Source organism: Pseudomonas sp. YL2 (genome assembly GCF_023063025.1).
GTDB lineage: Bacteria > Pseudomonadota > Gammaproteobacteria > Pseudomonadales > Pseudomonadaceae > Aquipseudomonas > Aquipseudomonas putida_A.
In genome coordinates this window covers 165,013-186,817 of sequence record NZ_JAJSLU010000012.1, presented here as the reverse complement: position 1 = coordinate 186,817, position 21,805 = coordinate 165,013, and the positions used below count along the sequence as shown (strand labels likewise).

The window sequence follows — 21,805 nt, the reverse complement described above, 5'->3', positions numbered from 1 at the left end:
CGTTTTGCACGAGCGGTATCGCCATGTTCAGATATGCCAAAGAAGTACTTTTAATTGTTTATTTGCTGCTTTATTCCGAATATTACGTTGATCGGTTAAATGCTATCGGCGTCGCTTTTGCTGTACTTCTTTTTGGCGCGATGTTTTTGGCGCTTACTTTAGCGTTATATCTAACGGCTTATATTCGTCAGGCTCTCATTCGCCACTTATTCGCAATAACACTGTTTGTCTCGGCGGTGTTTTTCGATGTCTATACCCGGGTCACCGCGGATTACCTGACCTACAGCAGTTTTGTCTCGCTGGTGTACTCCGGCGGCTTCATTCAGGAGGCCGCCTACCAGTATCGCGACGCGATCATTCATGGCGCGCTCAGTGGTCTGCTGTTGCTGTTCGGCATCGGTCTGAAACCGCGCCATGCACTGGTGGTGCCCAACGCGTTGCGTGTGGCGGCGCCGGTGTGTGGTGTGCTGCTGTTGAGCGCGGTGTTGTTCCTGCGGGCGGGCGAGGGCGCGCGCGGTTTGCCGATCATGTACACGCCGCTGGCCTATCTGAACCTGTTCGCTTATGAAGCGCTGCACAACACGGTCGGCCCGCGCGAGCCGGTGACGCTGGCGCGCAACGCAGTGGCGGTCAATCACGACATCGTGCTGATCATCGATGAAAGCATCTCCGGCAATTACCTGGACATCAATGCGCCGTTCGGCGTGCACAGCAACCTGAATCAGGCGCATCCGGGCGTCGACATTTTCAACTACGGCTACGCCGCATCCATCGCCAATTGCAGCGCCGACACCAACGTCACGTTGCGCTACGGCGGCACCCGCGACGATTACATGCGCATCAACAGCACGCTGCCGTCGATCTGGCAGTACGCGAAAAAGGCCGGGTTGCGCACGGTGTACATCGACGCTCAGCGCACTGCCGGCAATCTGCAGAACCTGATGACCGACACCGAGAAAAAAGACATCGACGAGTTCGTCCAGTTTGACCAGACCAGCGTGCGTGACCGCGACATGGCCGCCGCCGCCAAGCTGATCGAGCTGCTCAACGATGATCAACCGGAGCTGGTGGTGATCAACAAGGTCGGCGCGCATTTCCCGGTGCACGACAAATACCCCGACGCCTTCATGGCCTACCGTCCGACCTTGCCGCGCGGGCAATTCACCGAAGTCGCCGACACCGGCAAACGCGACGGTTTCAACGGCCAGCCGAATGACTGGGTGCTGTACCGCAACGCCTACAAGAACACCGTGCTGTGGAATGTCGGCGAGTTCTTCGCCCGGGTATTTGCCCAGGCCAATTTGCACAATGCGCTGCTCATCTACACCTCCGATCACGGTCAGGACCTGCATGAACGCGGCAACCCCGGGCTCAATACCCACTGCGGCGGCGATCCGGTGGAGGAAGAAGGGCTGGTGCCACTGGTGGTGATTCAGGGCGATCAGCTGCACGGGCCGGACTGGGCGCAAGCGTTGCCGGCGAACAAGGATCGCTCCAGTCACTACAACATTTTTCCGACGCTGCTGCAGTTGATGGGTTATGACCTGGCGGGCATCGAGGCGCTGTACGGCAAACCGTTGACGCTGCCGACGGCGGACGATTTCACCTTCAACTACCGCTTCAATGCGCGGTTGGGGGCCAAGCCTGAGTGGAAGCATATTGATCTGAATACCATTGTCACGCCGGGGGCGGCGGCGACCAGTGTGGCGACCGGGGAGTGAGATTTGTGCCGGTTTCACTGGCCTCATCGCTGGCAAGCCAGCTCCAACAGTGTTTTAGGGTGTACTCAGTATTTGTGGACAACCTCAATCCCTGTGGGAGCTGGCTTGCCAGCGATGAGACCAGTACGAACACCACTGATCCAATCAGGCCGCTATCCGCTATCCTTGCCCCACATTGACCCAACGGATGGCGGCATGCTTCAGGTTCAAGGCGTGTTCAAAAGTTACCTCACTCCCCAAGGCCCGCTCCCGGTGCTGCAAGGCGTCGACCTGACGCTCGAAGCCGGCAGCAGTCTGGCGCTGATGGGCGAATCCGGCAGCGGCAAAAGCACCTTGCTGCACCTGATTGCCGGCCTCGACAAGGTTGATCGCGGCAGCATCCACAGCGGCGAGCATCGGCTGGAGCAGATGAACGAAGCGCAGCTGGCCGACTGGCGTCGCACTGAAATCGGTCTGGTGTTCCAGCAGTTCAACCTGATCGGCAGTCTGCGGGTCGAGGATAATCTGGCGTTTCAGGCGCGTCTGGCCGGGCGCCATGAACCGCGCTGGCAGGCGCATCTGGTGCAGCGTCTGGGGCTGGGCGATTTGCTCAAGCGTTATCCCGAACAACTTTCCGGCGGTCAGCAGCAGCGGGTGGCGCTGGCCCGGGCCTTGGCGTCGCGGCCGAAACTGCTGCTGGCCGACGAACCCACCGGCAGCCTCGACGAAGCCACCAGCGACGAAGTGCTGCGCCTGTTGCTCGAGTTGCTGGATGACACGCCGACCACGCTGCTGATGGTCACGCACAGCCCACGCGTGGCGGCGCGATTGGCGCAGCGGGTGGTGTTGTCCAGCGGCCGTCTGACGTGAACGTATTCTGGCAAACCCTGCGTGCGTTGCTCAGCCACTGGCGGCGGCATCCGGTGCAGTTTTTCAGTGTGCTGACCGGGTTGTGGCTGGCGACCAGTCTGTTGACCGGGGTCGAGGCACTGAACAGTCAGGCCCGCGACAGTTACGCCCGGGCCAGTCAGATGATCGGCGGTGAACCCCAGGCCAGTCTGGCCACACCGAGCGGTGCGACCTTCAGTCAGCAGTGGTTTGTCGATCTGCGCCGCGCAGGCTGGCCGGTGTCGCCGCTGCTGCAAGGCCGTTTGGTTCTCAAGGATCACCAGGACCAGCGGCTGCAACTGATGGGCATCGAACCGGTGTCGCTGCCCACGGACGCTGCGGTGGCCGGGCAGGCGATGCCGATCGAGCGCATCGTCGCGTTCTTCTCGCCGCCGGGCAGCACCTGGATCTCACCGGAAACCTTGCAAGCCCTGGGCTTGACCGAAGGCGCCACGCCGCAAACCGCCAACGGCCAGATGCTGCCGCCGTTGCACGCGCAACAGGACATGGCGCCGGGCATGTTGCTGGTGGACATCGGTGTTGCGCAAACCCTGCTCGAACAGCCCGGGCAATTATCGCGCTTGTTGCTGCCGAAGGATTTTCATGGCGAGCTGCCGGCCGCGTTCAATGGTCGGCTGCAGCTCAAAAGCAGCGCCGAGGAAAACAATCTGGCGCGCCTGACCGAGAGCTTTCACCTCAACCTCGATGCCTTGGGCTTTCTCTCGTTTCTGGTCGGACTGTTTATCGTGCACGCGGCGATCGGTCTGGCGCTGGAACAGCGTCGTGGCCTGCTGCGCACGTTGCGCGCCTGCGGGGTCAGTGCGCGGATGTTGATCGGCTGTCTGGTCGTCGAGCTCGGTGTGCTGGCGTTGGCTGGCGGGGTGTTCGGAGTCATCAGCGGTTACTGGCTGGCGAGCGTGTTGCTGCCGGATGTCGCCGCCAGCCTGCGCGGTCTGTACGGCGCGGAAGTGGCGGGGCAGTTGCGCCTGAGTCCGTGGTGGTGGTTCAGCGGTATTGGTTTGAGCCTGTTCGGCGCGTTGCTGGCCGGTGCCAATAGTCTGCTGCGTGCGGCACGCTTGCCGCTGTTGGCGGTGGCGGATCCGCAAGCCTGGCATCTGCAGCATGCGCGCTGGTTGCGCCGTCAGGGTTGGCTGGCGGCGGTGCTGGGCTTGATTGCGCTGCTGGCGTCGCTGTTTGGTGACAGCCTCGGAAGTGGTTTTGTGTTGATGGCCGGGTTGCTGCTCGGCGCTGCGCTGGCGTTGCCGGTGGTGCTCAGCGCAGTGCTTACTCCTTTGCTTGGGCGCAGTCGTTCGGTGCTCGGTCAGTGGTTTCTCGCCGATTGCCGCCAGCAACTGCCGGCACTCAGTCTGGCGCTAATGGCGTTGCTGCTGGCGCTGTCGGCCAACATCGGCGCCGGCAGCATGACCGCCGGTTTTCGCCAGACCTTCGACGACTGGCTCGAACAACGCCTCAGTGCCGAGCTGTACCTCCACCCGGTCAATCCGGCGCAATCGCGCGAGATGTACACCTGGCTCAAACAACAGCCGAACGTCAGCGCGGTGCTGCCCAACTGGCAAGTCGCGGTCACCCTGCAAGGCTGGCCGGCGGATGTCTTCGGGGTGATCGATCATCCTTATTACCGGCAGCACTGGCCGTTGCTCGAGGCGATCGCCGGTGATCCGTGGGCGCATCTGGCGAACGACGATTCAGTGATGCTCAGCGAACAACTGGCACGACGGCTGAAGGTGCGGGCGGGGAATCATTTGAACGTGCCGACACCGGGCGGGGCGTGGTCACCGCGGGTCGTCGGGATCTACGCCGACTACGGCAATCCCAAGGGGCATGTGCTGGTCAACAGCAATCATCTGCTGCGGCTGTGGCCGTCACTGACGCCGAACCGTTTCAACTTGCGCATCGCGCCGCCCGACATCCCGCCGTTTTTGCGCGCACTGCAAACGCGCTTTCAGCTCGATGACAGCCGCATCGTCGATCAGGCGCGGCTCAAGGGGTGGTCGGTGCAGGTTTTCGAACGCACTTTCGCCGCCACCGCCGCGCTCAACAGCCTGACCCTGGCGGTGGCCGGTGTGGCGCTGTTCATCAGCCTGCTGACCCAGAGCCAGAGCCGCCTCGGGCAATTGGCGCCGCTGTGGGCCTTGGGCGTGACGCGCCGCCAGTTGATGCTGCTCAACCTTGGCCAGACGTGGCTGCTGGCGGTGTTGACGCTGGTGCTGGCGTTGCCGTTGGGGATCGCGTTGGCGTGGTGTCTGGACGCGGTGATCAACGTGCAGGCATTCGGCTGGCGTTTGCCGTTGCGGATCTTTCCGCTGCAACTCTTGCAATTGCTCGGGCTGGCGTTGCTGGCGACGCTGTTGGCCTCGGCATGGCCGCTGTATTCGTTGTACCGCACGCAACCGGCGGATCTGCTGAGGACGTTTGCTCATGAGGATTAACCTCGTCGCGCTGCTGTTCTCACTGTTGCTATTGGGTGGCTGCGATCAGCCTGTTCCCGAGCAGAAGGGCTTTGCCGGGCTCGGCGATCAGGCGGCTCAATTCACTCCCGTGGTGCCGGGGCGAGTGTTCAACTTCCCGGCGGATCACGGCGCACATGATGGTTTTCGTATCGAGTGGTGGTATGTCACCGCCAATCTCAAGGATCAGCAGGGCCACGATTTCGGCGTGCAATGGACGTTGTTTCGCAGTGCGTTAAAACCTGCGGCAGACCAACCGGGCTGGGCCAACCAGACGATCTGGCTCGGGCATGCCGCAGTGACTTCAGCCACCGCGCACCATGCCGCCGAGCGCTATGCCCGAGGCGGAGTGGGGCAGGCCGGGGTGAACGTCGCGCCGTTCGAGGCATGGATCGATGATTGGCGCTTCGCCAGTCAGGCGCAGGATCCGCTGACCGATCTGCAACTCAGTGCCAGCGACAAAGCCTTCAGCTATCAATTGCACCTCACCTCCAGTCGTCCACTGGTGTTGCAAGGTGACAACGGTTTCAGCCGAAAATCCGAACAGGGTCAGGCTTCGTACTACTACAGTCAGCCGTTTTTTCAGGCCAGCGGCACCCTGCAAATCGACGGCCAGACCTACACCGTCAGCGGCCCGGCGTGGCTGGATCGGGAGTGGAGCAGCCAGCCACTGGCAGCGAATCAGACCGGGTGGGACTGGTTTTCCCTGCACCTGGACAGTGGTGAGTCGCTGATGCTGTTTCGCACCCGGCAAACCGACGGCGCGCCGTATCTGACCGGCACCTGGATCAACGCCGACGGCCAGACCGAAACCCTGCACGGCGCGCAGATCAGACTCACACCCAAGGACACCGCAAAAGTTGTCGGCCGCCAGATGCCGGTGCGCTGGTCGATCAGCATTCCCGACAAACACCTCGACATCAGCCTCGACGCACTCAATCCCGACGCCTGGATGAACCTGCGCATCCCTTACTGGGAAGGGCCGGTGCGGATCAGCGGCAGCCATGGCGGGCGCGGCTATCTGGAAATGACCGGGTACTGACGCTCACACGCAAAACCTGTGGGAGCGGGCTTGCACGCGAAGGCGCCGGTACAGTCACCCACAGAGCAATTGCCCGGAACTCCGCCCCGTCTACCACCCTCTACCGATCAATCCCGGCCCATTTCCGAGACCCCGGCGAGGAGCCCGCCCATGAGCGACGACCTGCAACCCCCAGACCTCACCACCTGGCAGCGCCTGTTCGACGATCAGACCTACTGGCAGCAATCGCCCGACGCTCACTACTTCGACCTGCAGCGCATCGCCGACGATCTGCTCGGCCAGGGCGCGATCGATCTGGAGCAGTGGCAGATCCTGCGCGCCAAGGCCGATGACCTGCACAAGGATTCGCCTGCCGTGAACGTTACCAATGAACTGGATGACCCTGACGCCTGAGGAGAACCACCATGAAACCCGTATCCCCCAGCGAACACCCCGACGAACCCCGGCCACCGGGAGAAACCGAGCGCGACAACGACGCCCTGCGCCCGACCGACCCCAAACAGCGCGAGGACAGCGGCAGGGGCACCGCCAGTGGCGAGTCCACCGCGCAGGAGACCGCCGCGGCAGAAACGAAAGCCAAGCCCTGAACAGCGTCTATGCTCAGTGGCACATTCGGCGCCAAACACACGTTGGCGCCGGTTGCTGCCATTCATTACAGGGAAAGTACCGCTTATGAAGCTCCACGCTCTGGCCAAGGCCATCACCCTCGCAACCGTCCTGTCCGCCACCAGCTTCGGCGCCATGGCGGCCGATATTCCGCTTTCTGCTACCGTCGAGGCCGATCAGGTCACCACCAAAGTGCTGGCCGTCGATGCGGCCAACCATCAGGTGGTGCTGGAAGGCGCCGAAGGTCGTCAGGTTCACGTTCAGCTCAGCGACAAGGCGAAAAACCTCGCCAACCTCAAGGTCGGCGACCTGGTAAAACTCGAAGTGCAACGCTCGGTGGCGGCTTACCTCGATACCGATGTGGATAAAGGTCTGCCTGGCACCGTCGAGCGCAGCGGCGAGCTGCGCAACGCTCCGGGCACTGAAAACCCGGGCGGGGAGGCTTATCGCCAGATTCAGGTGCAACTGAAAATCACCAAAATTGATTTGAAGAATAATCAGGTGACCCTGGAAAACCCTCAAGGTAAGTCGAAAATCCTCGACGTCAAAAAGCCTGAAATTCAGGCCAAGCTGAAAGATCTGAAAGTCGGGCAGAGCGTAGTTGTCACTTATACCGATGTATTAAAAGTGACCAGTCAGCATGAAAGCTGAGTATTAACTCTACAAGATGATTGTTCTTGTACAGATTATTGTATGAGAACAATCATCTGAAATGAGCTGAGCCGTGCTTTGAAAGTTTCACGAAAGGATTTCGTCGATAAATATCTATTAACTTTTTCGTACATAAAATTTACCTTTGTGTATGACGACATATCTGCCAACTTCTATTAAAATCCTTCCCGTTCGCCCAGTGTCAGGGCTCTTTACCGGTGCATGGATTGCCAGGCCATTACACTGGGCGAACACCTCTTCGGAGCGGATGTATACAATTTCAGATAAAAAAAGGGCGACTTTGCAGTCGCCCTTTTTTGTGTTCGCAATTATGCCGATGCCTGCCCCGCAAAGCGTTTGAGGGTGGCTTCATACATCTTGGTGCGGCGGTGGTTTTTGCCGTACGTGCCAGCGGCGGCGACGGTTCCTGCCTGGATGTGATCCAGATAGCGGAAAATCTTGCGTGGTGACAGCAGCTTGATGCCATAGCCCAGACCGACCATTCGATCCTGCAGGGTATAACCGGGCACTCGGTCATCCATGCAAAAGTGCAGTCCATGGGACTTCATCAACTTGGCGTTCCACAAAGTGCAGAAACTCTTGAGATGAGTTTCCCGATAAGGTTTCGGCTCTTTACTGCGCAAACCCAACGCAGTTTTCGCCCGGCGAATATAGTGTTTGCAAAACCGCGAAGTTAGTCGCCAGGTGTCTCTCAGAATCCCTCGATTGATTTGCTCGACACACCCGACTGCGGCGATGTCCGCAGACTTTGTACACTCACGCAGCATCATCGCGAAGACTTCCTTGTCGTAGACAAAGGTGTCGGTGTGCAGCAGAAACAGATAGTCGGTTTCAACTTTTTCCAGCGCCAGATCCAGCGCCTTGCCATGCGCAATATGTCCCGCTTCTTTGCCGGGGGAGGGACGTTCGATCAGATTGATCCAGTCCAGCGAACGCAAGTAATCCAGGCTGGCATCCGCCGAATCATTGTCCACCACCCAAACCGGAATGCGCTGCGCCTGAACGTGCTGACGCAATAACTCCAGGCACATCCGGGTGATGTCCGGGGTTTTGTAATTTACCAATACAAGACTGAAATTCGGCTGCGTAACGGCTGGTAAATCAAACTGGCTCATTCGGTAAGCTCATCCGCGGTTGATCGGCGACAGGTGTCTCTCGGGCCGGGATGCTAGCGACGCAAGCTTAGTTGAAGCTTAATTTGACGTTCAGCAAGCCATTCGAAGTGTGTCGAGCCACGGCATCTCGCGCACGACGCAAACCGGCCCACAGGCTAAACTGCGCGCTCCTCAGATGCTTCAAGGAAGAAACGGCACCTGCCGTCGCCTCACGGATGAAACCACTTTCCCTCTACCACCCGGCCCTGTACTGGCTGCGCGTGTGGCAAAAAAGACCTGTTGCGCCAGATCGCCTGGCACTGCTCCAGCAAACGCTACGCACGCCTGGTTGCCGACGCTGACCGTCTGCCATTCCGCTACCTCAAACACACCTCGAAACTCATCCGCAAACTCGGCGACTCCGACCTCGCCCTGCAACACAACAAAGTCATCAACCTCAAACTCGCCGTCGCCGCCATCGACGGCCTCATCATCGCCCCCGGCGAACACTTCTCCTTCTGCCGCCTCGTCGGCCGCCCAACCCGCAAACGCGGCTACGTTGAAGGCATGGAACTGTCCTTCGGCGAAGCACGACGGGGTATCGGCGGCGGAATCTGCCAACTGAGCAACCTGATCCACTGGATGGCGATCCACTCACCGCTGATAGTCGTTGAACGCTCCAACCATAGCTTCGATCCCTTCCCGGACGAAGGGCGAGTGCTGCCATTCGGTTCCGGTGCGGCAATTTTCTACAACTACGTTGACCTGGTACTGCACAACCCGACGGATCGGAGTTTTCAGTTGAAGTTGAATGTGGGGGACACGCAGCTGGAGGGGGAATTGTTGTGCGATCGAGTGCGGGAGTATCGGTATCACGTGTTTCAGGAAGGGCATCGGTTTGTGCGGGAGGGAGTGCGGGTGTATCGGGAGAATGAGATCTGGCGGGAGGTGAGGGAGAAGGGGCAGGTGGGGGAATTGGTGGAGAGGGTGAGGTTGTATCGGAATCGGGTGGTGGTTAAGTATGAGGTGGCCGAAGAAATGGTGGAGAGATGATTGCTATACCGTAGATGGTGAAAAAATCATTTAATGGGCGGCGAGACTCCGTATGCGAAGTGTGGTCGTGTAAAAGGAGACGGGCTTATTTCAAACTCTTTTGATTAGAGTTGGAAAATAAATCTGTCACCTTTCGTTCATCAACTTTTCTGAGTTGGATACGTATCACCCATGATCGTAATTGATATTTCATCTGATTTTACATCTTTTATGCTATTTATAAATATTTCAGGTTTTTCTGATTTTTGAAATAGAAAATAAAAAAGCTCGAAATAAAGATAGTCTTTTATAAGGGTGGCCGCTAAATAGTGATGGGTTTTTAAAATTTTATCAAAGGTTGGGTAATTTATTTTTTCAAGTTCTGGAATGTGCGCGTAGCCTTGCTTAGAGTCATCAACTTTGCATTCGATAATTAATGAGTTTGCGTGTTTGATGAATTGCTCCGGAAACTCATCGTTGTTTATCGTCATTTCGTACTTTTTTGTTTCAAAACTTGATTTCTCTGCGAAGCCAAGGCTTCTGTAAGAGACCTTGTTTAGATTGATTTTTGTGCCGGCTGATTTAAATTTCATTGAAATTTTCCCGTGGGTATTAACGTGATCATACCATCCTCAAATGTTCATCATCAGCTGTGCCGAAGTCGTGATCTGCAGGGTTCTCAACGCTGTTCAAGATTAAGAGTGCATCCCTTGAGCCTTAATCGTTTGATCTCCTCATCAAATGTGTACTTCTGCAGATCCTTGTTTTTTAAATCGTATTGCTGCCTAAGCAAACGAAATAGGTTTCCTATATTTTTCTTGCTTCTCTCGTCAAGACTTTCGATTAAGTCGTAACTATTGCTCGATAAAAAGGCTATTTTATTTTTAAGTGTGTAGTAGGCGCTTATGTTGGAGAATAATCCTTCGGCATCTGAATAATTTTCCTTTGAATATTTTGTATAATCTTCAAATATCGATGTAAGTAAGTTTTGTGCGGCTTTCTGGTTTTTTAAAACGCTGCACATTTCCTGCCAATTGCTAATAAAAAGATGGTCTCCCCAGTCGGAGCCTCGAGCAAAATATTGTCCATTTCCTTTAAAGAAATCAGATATTTCGTGAAGGTCTAAAGCAGTTTCAAAAGTGGTCTTCATTGAAGCTTTTCCCAGTCATCGATGTTTTTCAATGAAAAAGGGGATGAGTTTAATTTCAGTAATTTTTCATCCGTAAGCGAAATAAATCTGTAAGCTTTTGTTGCCTGTTTTGTATTTTTTGTCTTTTGATTTGTCTATAAAAAATGCTATCGACCAGTTAAGGTTCTTGTTGTGTGTGCTGCAACTATTCATGCATTCAGGTTTTCGTGAGGATACCTTTGGTTGAAACTTTCCGCAAAAGCTCCTGAATAATCTCTTCCATATGGCCCCGGTTCGTTACATTTCTATACTATGTATACTCGATAGCCTGCATCAAAGTTGCTTATCATATGAGAATTGCTAAAGTTGGTATCGAATATTCCCTGGATTTCAGGTTGGGAGCGATTTGCTTGTGAGTTCAATATTCCTACTGATTTCTGAAGTTCTTCGTATGTGGGTATATAGATGTGGTTTGAAGCGTTGAAGTCGAGGGTTACTTTTTTTGGTGAAATGATGGCGAGGTTAATTAATAATTCAGGAGTTGAAAACGATCTCCCGCCGATGTCGTATATTTTATCTTTGTTCTCGAGTTTTGGGCCGTAAGACTCGTGCGTCAAGTAGCCACTTTCCTGGTTCAACAGGCGTATTAATTTTTCGTGACCTTTTGTTTTTTCAAATGTAATAATAGCTTGCTTAATGATCAGGAAGCCGTCTTCGTCCATCTTTTCTAGAAAGTTTGGATTCTGATTTTTTATTGAGTAAATTACTGGTTTGTCTATTAAGTTAAGGACAAAATTAAATAGTTCGATATGGTATTTGTCTTGGATGTTTTCGTTTGGCGGTATATGTATATGTGAAATAACTCCGCCTGCATTATCGAAATCGATAGCGCCAAATGATTCTGTAATGTCAATTGAAAAATTCATTTTGCTATCTCAATTACAAACTGATCAAGTTGTTTTGATTCGATTTGGCTACCATCAATTGAAAAGGGGGCGGATTTATTTCCTTCAACGAAAACAAATTAGCTCCCCTCTGTTTGCAGTTCGGCAACTAGAGCGGGTATTCACACCGCCATGGAGTGGTGAAAAGTTCTGGGTCGATGTCAAGCTTCTCAAGAAGTGCGTTGATTTCCGCCTCAGAGTTCATGGTTTCTATTTTTAAGAGATTGATGTCTCGGTCGTCCACGCCGTCACTTATTTCAAGTGTTTCGGTTGGGATTGTAAATATCACTGTTGCATATCGAAAATTTTTCGATTGATGGATAAAGTCGTAATGCTGATATGGATCACTGGTAAAGGTGTATTTGTAAATGGCGTATACTGAAATCCATTTTCTTAGTGAAGGGGCTTCGGATTCTAGCTCTTGCGCAATGTTGTTGTAGCCTATTCCGTCGAGCCCAAACCATACACTTCGTGCGATATATTTCTGTATTGTCATTTTTGACCCTGGAACCGGTTTGGCCAGCGTATTCCTGCGCCGATCTGAATTGGTTGAAAAAATAAATCTGTCGTCTTTTTGTTATGTTTTAGAGTTTTTAGTTGGCCGCAGATTGAAATGTAGCAAAAAGGTGACAGATTTATTTTCAGTATCTTTGGGGCTGTGGAAATAATCTATCTCCTTTGATCGCTGTCCGGATTGCTGTGAGCGTCTGGTGAACTCCGCTGCGGATTATATCTATATAAGCAAATCTGTTGAGAATTATATGTTTGAAGATTTAGTTAGGGCTTCCAAAATTTAATCCTTTCCATGTGGCGCTCAATGTCATCCATATTGTCGTCCCCTAGTGTCGAATCAAAATTCTTGCTTATGATTTTTCTTATTTTGGCAAGGCGTTGGGTGACTCCTTCGTTATCAATGAAATCAGTGGTGGCTTTTTGGTAGTCTTTGATCGGTTTGCCGGAGTAATAGCTGCCCATATTGTGCAGTGAAATTAATATGAACTCGATATCTACAAGGACTTCGAGAGCATCTTCTCCATTAAGTGCTATTTTTTTGTTTGTTTCTAACATTCTTTCCGCCGATTAAATGTGGGGTTTAAGCGCCACATTTCCTTTGGTCGTAAGATCTGTTGTGCCGTATCTACAGGTCTTTACCCATTCAGGTTGGATAGCAGAAGGGCATTTTAAAAAAAGGGAGTGAATTTATTTTCAGTGTCTTTTGTAAAGTGTGAAAAATAAATTTCCCTCTTGCTTTATTTGCTTTATTTGCTTTGGCTGTTTTGGTGAGTGCTGGGTTTTAAATGTCTGTATCTCACGATTCGATCATGAATGATTCAATTTTTTTAATGAATTCAATTTTGCTTTTGGTTCTGAACTCACCAAGAAAAACTTCGGAGTTTTTAATCGGTTTTCCTTTTTGGTCATAATCGATTTTCAGGAAATCAATTACAAACTCTCCCTTGCGGTCGCCCTCTGGTTCTAATCTAGAATCGAAGCAGTGCCCGCTACTTCGACGCACTCCGCCCAATAGTACTGAGCAAGTGAACCAGTCGCTGGTCTCTGGCGTTAATTCAACTTCAAAAAGGTTGTTGATTGTTACTGTCCAACCGCTTGGCACTCGAATTGGTTGAAGTTCATATTTGAGTTTTGGTCTCATTTTATACTTTCTATGCTTGAAATTTTACGTCACAATGACAGGTCGTCTTTCAAGATTTTCTTGTGATATGTTGTTGGTGTAAATATATATTCTTTGTGCTCATGGTTTTTGGAGAGGGTGCAATTATCTTCATTCTTGAGAAAATTAAAATTTCATGTTTTTTGGTTGTTTGGTTGTTTGTTTGTTTGTTTGTTTGTTTGTTTGTTTGGTTGTTTGTTTGTTTGGGTGGAGATTGAGTTTTTTAGGATGTTTTTCCTCAGTAACTGCCTCGATTCAATAGGGCTTCAACTATACATTCACAAAAGGTCGTCGATTAGCTTAAGGTCTTGCTGTGAGTGTTGAATATTGTTGTACCGTCTAATTTCCTTAAACAGTCCTCTGATTAAAGTTTTCCGCGGAAGATTCTGAAAAATTTTGATCAGACGATCGTAATGGGGGGGGCTCCCTTTAAGTATTTTTCAATCAGTTCTTTTAGCGCTACGTGCGCTTCTGAATCGATCAGCACTGTTACCTCTCCGGCAATACAGCGACTTCATCCTCTTTGATCATATTGGTAGCGCCCAGTTTCGTAAAAACTGTCGCGTACCACCTGAGCCGTAGTCACAGTATTTAGATTAATCTAATGGGTAGTCGCAATTCCACGGAGGAGTGAATAGCTCAGGGTTTATCTGGTTTTTCTCTAGGAAGTCGTTTATTTCGTCCTCTGTCTCCAATGTTTGGAGTTTTGTAATGGTGGTGTCGCTAGCGCCGATGCTATCTCTGGTTTCCAACAAATGAGTTGGTAAAGTAAATTCAATAAAGACGAATTTTGAATTTTTTGATTCCTCTAAGAAACTATAATAGCGTTCTCCCGGATACCTGTTTTCAAAGTTTAAGTGGTATACGGCGTAAATTGCAGCCCATTTTCGAATTGAGCTATCATTTGAAGGGAGTTCTTGGGCGATTTCTGTGTAAGACTTTGCTTCTAGTCCCCACCAGACTTTTCTAGGAATTTTTTTTTGGATGCTCATTTTTGCCCTTCGAATTGGTTTGGCCAGTAGATTCTAATTACTTCACCTTTCACTGGGTGAAGTTGCAAGTGTGGGTTGGCGCCATGTGGGTCACTCGGGTCATGATTCGCCATCGTGACTTTTCTTGTCTGAATGTCTGAAACTGGGGTGTCATCCCAGTGGTAGTATTTTTCAGGGTCCTTTACTTTTCTAAAGTGTGTCTTGGCAGTTGCGGAGTTGAACTCTTCAGCATTCCTGTATCCTTGGCCTGCATATTTGCCCAAAAATAACTCCTCAGCTTCCGCTCTGCTATTGACGGTAACAGAAGTAGCACCTCTATCAAGTGCCTCGGACGCTCTTTTTACAGAGCTATTTGTCCACGGAATTTCCGGTGTCGACGGTTCTTTGGTATCAACTCTTGCGTTGGTTGTCGGTGCCGTTGAACTACCTTTGCCATCGCCATCAGGGGGGCATCCATTCAACCCCAACGGATCCACCCACCCCGTAGGGTTAGGCACGTACTGGTAGCTATTCAAACCGCCTGCAAGCTTGATCGGATCCGGCGTCAAAAACCGCCCAGTGCTCGGATTGTAGTAGCGGTGCCGGTTGTAGTGTAGGCCCGTCTCTGCATCGAAATACTGACCCTGGAAGCGCAGCGGGTTATCAATCTCGCTGACGTCCAAAGCAGCGAGGTTGCCGTAGGCGCGGTATTTCGCCGACCACATGATTTCACCACTGTAGTCGGTGAGCTCCTGCGGTGTGCCCAAGTGGTCGAGTTGGTAGTAAAACGGCGTGGCTTTGCGCGGGCCTTCGCCGTCGAGCATCGCCAATGGACGGAAGCTGCCCGGTTCATAGATGTAGCTGCGGTAGCGGTTGTCGGCGCTTTCAGCGATCAGACGTTCGCCTTGCCACAGGAATTCCGTGGTGTGGCCGTCGAGGGTTTTTTCGACACGGCGACCAAAGGCGTCGTATTTGTAAGACGCGGTGCTGCCACTCGGCAGGCTGACGCCAATGAGACGGTGCTGGCAGTCGTATCTGTATTCAGTGACGAGTTTCTGGCCGGTGCCGCGACGTTCGCGGATCAGATTGCCATAGGCGTCATAGTCGTAATGACGATCGCCCTGCATCAGCAGACGGTTGCCTTTGACGTTGGCGAGGTTCGCTGTGCCTTCGTTGTTCTGACCCAGGAGGTTACCCGCTGGATCGTGGGCGAAGCTTTCCGGTGTCGTGCCACGTACGCTGACCAGACGATCGAGCGGATCGTAGTGATAGCTGCGATTGCCTTTGCGGCTATCGTCGATGCCGGCGAGGTTGCCGTTGGCGTCGTAGTTGTAGCGACGCTGGAACAGGTTTTTATCACGCTGACCGACAGTGTGGGCTTGCAGGCGGCCTTGTTCGTCGTATTGGTATTGGCTGAGCAACAGGCCTTGCTGGCGCTGTTGTTCGCGACCGGCGCTGAACTGGTGAGCGGTGAGGCGTGAGCCGTTGAGGTCGATGCTGCTCAGGCGTCCGCCGGACAGGTGACGGTAGTCGAGTTTGCTGCCATCCGGAAGGCGGCAGTGGCTAAGCTGGCCAACGCTGTCGTACTCGTAACGCAGGGTGCCCCAGCCTTGGTGTTCCTCGATGAGGCGGTCTTGCAGGTCGTACTTGTAGGCGAGCGGCCAGTGACCGTCGTCGACGTTTACCAGGCGGCCGAGAGCGTCGTAGCTGTAGTGAATCTCCTCGCCATCGGCGAGAGTTTTTACCAGCAGACGGCCAGCGGCATCGCGTTGATACTCGGTAACGAGTTCGCTGCCGTCATCACCGAACTCGGTTTTCTTCAGCAACTGGCCGTTGAGGTCGTATTCGTAGGCGGTACGACGACCGTCGAAGCCGGTTTCCTGCTGGATCAGGCCGTTCGAGTAGTAATCGAGTTGGTAATGTTCGCCGCGCTCGTTCTCTATTTCGGTGAGCAACAGACGCGAGTTGTCGTAGCGGTAGCGCAGCTGGCTGCCGTCCGGATTGATGCGGCGGCTGACCAGGTGCAGGTTGTCCGCATACTCATATCGCGTGACGCGACCGAGTTCGTCGCGTTCGGCGGTGACGTTGCCATAGGCGTTGTAGGTGAAGGCACGTGTTGCACCGCCCGGCAGCGTGACTTGTGCCAGGCGGTTGGCCGCATCCCATTGGTATTGGGTGATGGCGCCGGATTCTTCCTGGCGGGTAATCTGCCGACCCAGTGCGTCGTAGCGATACTTGCGTTGACCGCCGTCCGGCAGGCGTTCTTCCAGTAACTGCCCGAGGTTGTTCCAACCGAGTTGATGGCGGCTGCCATCGGGGTGGCGGATCTCCAGCAGGCGACCCTGGGCATCGTAGCTGTATAGCGTGGCATTGCCGTCCGGGTCGATTTGCTGGGTGATGTCGCCCTGACGGTTACGTTGGTACTTCCAGCTGGCTTTGCCGCGATGAACATCGCTGACGAAGCCATTGATGTATTCATACGTGGTGGCTTCGTCTTCCGGCGGGATGACGGCAGTCATCAGTCCGTTGTCGTCGTACCGGTATTCGGTGACGGCCCCTAACGGATCTTTTTCCGCGATCAACTGACCTTTGTCGTTATAGGCCTTGAGGTGTTCGGCGCCGTCCGGGTCGACCTTGCTGATCAGTCGCGCCTGGTCGTCGTGGGTGTAGACCTCTTCGCTGCCGTCGGCGTTGGTTACCGTTACGCTGCCTTTATCGTCCCAGGCGTAATGCGCTTCCATCTGCGAGAAGTTGGCCCAGTGACGGATGCAGCGAGACAGTTTGCCTTCGTTCTCCCACTCCCAATAGAAGGCCGCGCCGCCCGCCAGTTGCCGCTCCAGAATCACGTGCTGTTCGTTGTAGCGATAGCGCTCGGCTTCGCCGGCCGCGTTCTTCGCTTCGATCAGACGGTGCTGTGCGTCATAGCTGTATGTCACCAGCGTTTGAACGGTGTTCCAGGCATCTTCAAGGTTGTCCGCCGGCAGGAACTGTTGATAGTCCACAGCGATAATGTGTTTGCGGTCGTAGCGCAGCAGCAGGGCGCGACCGGCACCGTTATCGAGACGCTTGATCCGACCGTGGATATCGCGCGTGACGTGCAGCCGATTGCCATAGCTGTCGCTGATGGCGATCAGGGTGGCGCCTTTGCTGTTGAAGCGGAAGTGGTAGAAAGATGGGCGTTTGCCTGCCTGCGCCAGAACCAGTTCTGACGGATCGTCTCCAAGAAATATCGCGGCCTTCGACAGGCTGTTGGTAATTGCCGGACGTTGTTCGCTTGGGAGGGGGAAGGGTGTCGAGCGGTTTTCGTGGTCTGTCCAGATGACTTCGTCGTCACTGATCTCGAGGCGATGCGCCAGAGCATGGCTCCAGCCATAACCCAGGCCACAATCGATTTCCACTGCACTGGTTCGGTAGAGACGGGTCCATTCAAACGGCAGCAGACCGTCAAGTTGGCCGTCGGTCAGCGTCAACAGTTCTTCACCGGTCACCATTGAAACCGGACATCCATTGGTGCAAGTGTCGGCTGCCGGTTCCGCGCTTTTGTCGGCGGGCGTTTTTGCCTGTTTGGAGGCATCGTCGGCTATTTTGCCATCCGCGAGTTTGGCGTTTTTCTTCCCGTCAAAACGCAACTCTGAAATACCATTCCTCACCTTGGCCGTCACACCCCGCGCCGCAACCGCTGTGTACTTCGCGACGTATTCCATAAAGCCGTTGATGATCTTGAACAATGACTTCACGAAACCGATGACGGCGTTGAGCACCAACTCACCGTACTTCTTCAGTCGGGCAGCGAGATAGATGATCCCGGTGCCTTCGGCTGCGATGGTCAGGACCACACCAATCACGATGTCGATCGCGATACCAACGACGATCGCTGTGGTCATTTTCGCCACGTCGCCTGCCATCTTCATGGGTGGCAAACCGGCCAGCCAGATCACTGCACTGCGCACCAGCAGGAACAGTGCGGCTTCGTCACTGGCCAGCAACATGGCCTTTTTCATGACTTCTGGTGAGCTTTTGGCGACCTTGATCAGCTCATCTGCGCCAGCCCCAAGATCCTTAGCAAATTTCTTCGGGTCTTGCAGGATATCGAGCACCAGACTGATGCCATCCCACACACCCTTGATGGCCTCCCAGCCACCTTCAAGAATGCCATTGCCGATGGCCATCGCGGTGCCCGAAGCTGATAGGTTCGACCATTGCGGTTTGAACCCGGCCCACTCTTTACGCAGGAAACCCTCCAGGTCAGCGGTCACGCCGCTGTAGGAGCTGAAGAGGGCGTCGATCTGCGCCGGTGTCACTTCGTTGTGAACGCGGATCTGATAGAACTTGCCGGGAATACCTCCGGTCCACTCAGCTTTGCCTTGAGCGTCGAGTTTGACTTTGCTGACCGCACCACCTTCCACGGCGACGATCTCTACTTCGATCTCGCCAATCGGGATGTCGTAGACCGATTCGAATTTACTTTCGATCAGCAATGGACCTTTGAGAGGACACTGAGCCACGTTCGAGGAGAAATCACCGTCGGTCATGCTCACCGATTTACTGGTGTCGCCCACCTTGATCACACGCTCCATGCCTAGCAGGGAGGGCAGGTCTGCGGCTCGACTGGCCTTGTCGGCAGCCCTTGCGTACCAGGTTTTGGTTTGTTCCTGATACAGCTTCAGACTGTCCTTGAAGGTGTTCAGTTGGTTGTCAACAAAGGCAACGCGATCCATCAGCCTTGCTCCAGAATCAGGTGGTTTAACAGTGCTTCTTTAAGGTTTTTCGGCGCATCCGGGCGGCGCACGAAACGGCTGACTTTCAGCTTCAGGTTGTGCTCAGGCCAAGCGTTGTAAATGTCCGGGCGATCTTCTTCCAGCCACTGCATCAGGTTGCTGATCAGTGTCGTCGGGTTCTCCTTGGCTAAGCCATCCAGCAACTCCTTCGGCACCTCCCACCACGGCCAATCCTTCACCTTCGGCAACACCCGTGTCCCAACCTCCAGCGTCTGTCCATTAATCAGATACCGTTCAAACATCGGCAGTACTTCCCCAGCCTTCTCCCCAAGCCCCTTCAGAATCGGGTAGATATGCCGCCCATCCCAAAAGCGGAAGAACACCTCGGTCCCGTCGGGCATCTTCACCTGCGTCAGGCTGCGCAGGTGCTCGAACACCTCGTTCGGTTCGGCGCGTGAGACGGCCAGCCAACCCCAATCGAGCGCGTCGGTTTCGGCGATCCATGGCAGGAATGCCGAGTTCGGTTTGAGTTCGTTGACGTAGGGCATCACTGGTTGCCAGGTGGAGTAGGGCGTGCCGCCCCAGATTGGCAGGAGCTGGGCGGTGGGTTCGGTCAGGTACAGGGTTTTCAGCGCGTCGGCATCGCTTGCTGCGCTGATGATCAGGTACAGGCGCTCGCCGGTTTGCAGCGGCTGTTGTGCCAGCCAGTCCTTGGGTGTCAGTCGATCAGATGGCACAGGCACCTGCCTTGCATTTTTCGCATTCTTCGCAGAACGGCGCGTTGCGTTTTAGGGTGTTGATCTGGGCCGGGGTCAGGACCTGGCCGGCCTTGTCGGCGTCGGCCTGTTTCAGCACGCCGGGCATCAGCGGGGCGGCGCCGGTGCCGCTGCCGGGGCTGCCGCCGGAGTTGATGTTGATCGTCGGGCCGCTCATGGTCACGCCGCCGGCGTCGATCTTGATGAAGCTGCCGCCGCCGACCAAGGTCAGCTCGGCGCCGGCTTCGAGCACGACTTTCATGCCGCTGCTGAGGTGGATTTCCTGACCGGCATCAATGAACTGGCCGGTGCCGATCTTGATGTGCTGGTTGACGCCCACGGTCAGGTGGTCGTTGGCGCGGGCTTCGACTTTGCGGTCTTCGTAGACGGTGTGATGTTCTTCGGCTTTGAATTCCGTGTAGCTGTTCTGCTCGACGGTGTCGTGGCGTTCGTTGCCGACGCGGATCTTCTGGTCGTGCTCGATGTTCTCGTCCCAGTCGCGCTGGGCGTGGAGGAAGATCTGCTCCTGACCTTTTTTGTCTTCGATGCGCAGTTCGTTGTAACCGCCGCCACCCATCGAGCTCAGGGTCTTGAAGGTGCTACGGGTCTTGTTTGCCGGCAGCTCATACGGGACGGTGTTTTCCTTGTGGTACAGGCAGCCGCTGATCAGCGGTTGATCGGGGTCGCCCTCAAGGAAGGTGACCAGCACTTCCATGCCGATGCGCGGGATGGCGATGCCGCCGTACTGGGCGCCGGCCCAGGCGCTGGAGACGCGCAGCCAGCAACTGGTCTTGTCGTCGGCCTGGCCTTCGCGGTCCCAGTGGAACTGGACTTTGACCCGGCCGTACTGGTCGCAGTGGATCTCTTCGCCTTTCGGGCCGGTAACCACTGCGCTCTGGCTACCGAGGATGCGCGGTTTCGGGTGGCGCAGCGGTGGACGGTTCGGCACGTCCCACGGGGTCGCCTGGAAGCGGTTGCGATAGCCCTGATGGAAATCGTCTTTAAGGGCAGTGGTGTCGCTGGTCACCGACTCTTCGAGCACTTGCGGCTGTTTGCCTTCGTGCAGGACTTCGGTGAGTAGCCACAGGTCGTTCCATTTGGCTTTCGGGTGTTCGGTCAGGGCGAGGAAATGGCCGCTGACCAGCAGCGGCTGATCGCTCTTGCCTTCGGCGAGCTGGAAGTCGCTGCGGTGGCGTTCGAGGGCGCGTTTGGCCAGGTGTTTGCCGCGCTCGCGGTCGATGAACCGGCCCGGGTAATCGTAGTCTTCGAGGTCGGGAAGGGCGTCGCCGCGGTTTTCGCTTTCCAGCGTCAGGCGTGGTTTTTCGAAGTCGTAATCGCGGCGCGTGGTGCGGCTGGTGCGGGTTTCCAGGCGCAGGTCGAAACGCTTGATCACCGGGTTGCTGGCGACCATGCCGGAGTCTTGCTGGTAGGCCACAGGCTTGAGTTTCGGGAACACCGTCTGGTCATCGCCGAAGACGAGCTTGTGCGCTGTAGCGCTGTGCTGGAAGTGGTAGTGAATACCTTCTTCCTCGCACAGGCGCTGGATGAAATGCAGGTCCGATTCATCGTATTGCACGCAGTAGATGCGCTCGGGATAGATCGAACCGGTCTTGAATTCGTAGGCGTTGCTTTGAATGCCGTGCTCTTCGAGAACCATGCCGATGATTTTCGGCACCGTGAGGTTCTGGAAGATCCGCTGGTTGACGCGGTGCGCCAGGTACGACAGTTGCGGGCGCAGGGTCACCGAATAGCGCGTCAGGCGCTTGCCGGAATCGCCTTGCGCGGCGCGGTAGATCTGGCCGTGGATGCCGCTGCCATCGGGCGACAGCTGCAGAAAGGCCGGTTTGTGCAGCAGGGTTTCGAGGTCCAGCGACGGCTGCTCACTGACCAGCTCCACCTCAAAGACAAAAGGCTGGCTGATGGCTTCCCGGCCGGTCAGGGTAAATACCTGAAAATCGGCGGAGAGCCCTTCGATGGTCAGGGCAAAGTGGGTTTCATTGGCCGGCGCGAACATCCCTTGTTCCTCGTGCTGTACAGCGGCGCTCGTCGACGGCCGCAAAAAAAGCGGCTCAACGTACGCGAAATTCTGGAGGGGCGTAAACAACATCGACCAG

General features: G+C 54.8%; 18 protein-coding genes and 1 pseudogene. 8 read left to right on the top strand and 11 right to left on the bottom strand.

The features are described 5' to 3' along the window. Nucleotides 1-23: 23 nt before the first annotated feature. From LVD08_RS18335 to LVD08_RS18305, 7 genes are all read left to right on the top strand, one after another. Nucleotides 24-1,721 carry a sulfatase-like hydrolase/transferase gene (locus LVD08_RS18335; protein WP_247268867.1) on the top strand — a complete coding sequence of 566 codons (1,698 nt, stop codon included), beginning with the start codon at nt 24-26 and terminating at the stop codon, nt 1,719-1,721. A gap of 195 nt (nt 1,722-1,916) precedes the next feature. Further along, nucleotides 1,917-2,570: an ABC transporter ATP-binding protein gene (locus tag LVD08_RS18330; RefSeq protein WP_096796218.1), complete on the top strand. Its 654-nt coding sequence runs from the start codon at nt 1,917-1,919 to the stop codon at nt 2,568-2,570. Further along, complete coding sequence (locus tag LVD08_RS18325) at nt 2,567-5,038, top strand: ABC transporter permease (RefSeq protein WP_247268866.1); 2,472 nt, start codon at nt 2,567-2,569, stop codon at nt 5,036-5,038. Before LVD08_RS18330 ends, LVD08_RS18325 begins: the two co-directional genes overlap by 4 nt. After that, nucleotides 5,028-6,098, top strand: a complete 1,071-nt coding sequence (locus LVD08_RS18320; RefSeq protein WP_247268865.1) for a lipocalin-like domain-containing protein — start codon at nt 5,028-5,030, stop codon at nt 6,096-6,098. Before LVD08_RS18325 ends, LVD08_RS18320 begins: the two co-directional genes overlap by 11 nt. Before the next feature lie 150 nt (nt 6,099-6,248). Continuing rightward, nucleotides 6,249-6,491 (top strand): hypothetical protein, encoded by a 243-nt coding sequence (locus tag LVD08_RS18315; RefSeq protein ID WP_097088770.1) that lies wholly within the window; start codon nt 6,249-6,251, stop codon nt 6,489-6,491. 11 nt (nt 6,492-6,502) lie between these two features. After that, on the top strand, nt 6,503-6,685 hold the full coding sequence (locus LVD08_RS18310; RefSeq protein WP_247268864.1) for a hypothetical protein: 183 nt from the start codon (nt 6,503-6,505) through the stop codon (nt 6,683-6,685). An 85-nt stretch (nt 6,686-6,770) separates the two neighbouring features. Next, entirely contained in the window at nt 6,771-7,355 is a 585-nt protein-coding gene (locus tag LVD08_RS18305) for a hypothetical protein (RefSeq protein ID WP_247268863.1), read from the top strand. 329 nt (nt 7,356-7,684) lie between these two features. Here the strand turns inward: LVD08_RS18305 and LVD08_RS18300 are convergent, their stop codons facing one another. After that, nucleotides 7,685-8,491, bottom strand: coding sequence for a glycosyltransferase family 2 protein (locus LVD08_RS18300; RefSeq protein WP_103367660.1), 807 nt, complete (start codon nt 8,489-8,491; stop codon nt 7,685-7,687). A 215-nt stretch (nt 8,492-8,706) separates the two neighbouring features. Between LVD08_RS18300 and LVD08_RS18295 the strand changes: the two are divergent. After that, nucleotides 8,707-9,523 (top strand): annotated as a pseudogene (locus tag LVD08_RS18295) (VanW family protein). A 140-nt stretch (nt 9,524-9,663) separates the two neighbouring features. On the opposite strand, the gene LVD08_RS18290 reads toward LVD08_RS18295, so the two are convergent. The 10 genes from LVD08_RS18290 to tssI form a co-directional block, all read right to left on the bottom strand. After that, nucleotides 9,664-10,095, bottom strand: a complete 432-nt coding sequence (locus tag LVD08_RS18290) for a hypothetical protein (RefSeq protein WP_247268862.1) — start codon at nt 10,093-10,095, stop codon at nt 9,664-9,666. A gap of 86 nt (nt 10,096-10,181) precedes the next feature. After that, on the bottom strand, nt 10,182-10,652 hold the full coding sequence (locus LVD08_RS18285; RefSeq protein WP_247268861.1) for a hypothetical protein: 471 nt from the start codon (nt 10,650-10,652) through the stop codon (nt 10,182-10,184). A 284-nt stretch (nt 10,653-10,936) separates the two neighbouring features. Continuing rightward, complete coding sequence (locus LVD08_RS18280; RefSeq protein ID WP_247268860.1) at nt 10,937-11,557, bottom strand: hypothetical protein; 621 nt, start codon at nt 11,555-11,557, stop codon at nt 10,937-10,939. A 127-nt stretch (nt 11,558-11,684) separates the two neighbouring features. Continuing rightward, a complete protein-coding gene (locus LVD08_RS18275) occupies nt 11,685-12,071 on the bottom strand; it encodes a hypothetical protein (protein ID WP_247268859.1) in 387 nt (128 codons plus the stop codon). A 281-nt stretch (nt 12,072-12,352) separates the two neighbouring features. Beyond that, nucleotides 12,353-12,643, bottom strand: coding sequence for a hypothetical protein (locus LVD08_RS18270; RefSeq protein ID WP_247268858.1), 291 nt, complete (start codon nt 12,641-12,643; stop codon nt 12,353-12,355). Between the two features lie 241 nt (nt 12,644-12,884). Further along, entirely contained in the window at nt 12,885-13,229 is a 345-nt protein-coding gene (locus tag LVD08_RS18265; RefSeq protein WP_247268857.1) for a hypothetical protein, read from the bottom strand. A 614-nt stretch (nt 13,230-13,843) separates the two neighbouring features. Beyond that, nucleotides 13,844-14,239, bottom strand: coding sequence for a hypothetical protein (locus tag LVD08_RS18260; RefSeq protein WP_247268856.1), 396 nt, complete (start codon nt 14,237-14,239; stop codon nt 13,844-13,846). Further along, a complete protein-coding gene (locus LVD08_RS18255; protein WP_247268855.1) occupies nt 14,236-18,936 on the bottom strand; it encodes an RHS repeat-associated core domain-containing protein in 4,701 nt (1,566 codons plus the stop codon). The genes LVD08_RS18260 and LVD08_RS18255 overlap by 4 nt, the downstream gene beginning before the upstream one ends. After that, the gene (locus tag LVD08_RS18250; RefSeq protein WP_247268854.1) at nt 18,936-19,673 is read right to left on the bottom strand and encodes a DUF4123 domain-containing protein; all 738 of its coding nucleotides are present in this window, start codon (nt 19,671-19,673) and stop codon (nt 18,936-18,938) included. The genes LVD08_RS18255 and LVD08_RS18250 overlap by 1 nt, the downstream gene beginning before the upstream one ends. Beyond that, nucleotides 19,663-21,705 carry a type VI secretion system Vgr family protein gene (gene tssI, locus LVD08_RS18245; RefSeq protein WP_103367668.1) on the bottom strand — a complete coding sequence of 681 codons (2,043 nt, stop codon included), beginning with the start codon at nt 21,703-21,705 and terminating at the stop codon, nt 19,663-19,665. The genes LVD08_RS18250 and tssI overlap by 11 nt, the downstream gene beginning before the upstream one ends. Between the last annotated feature and the right edge of the window lie 100 nt (nt 21,706-21,805).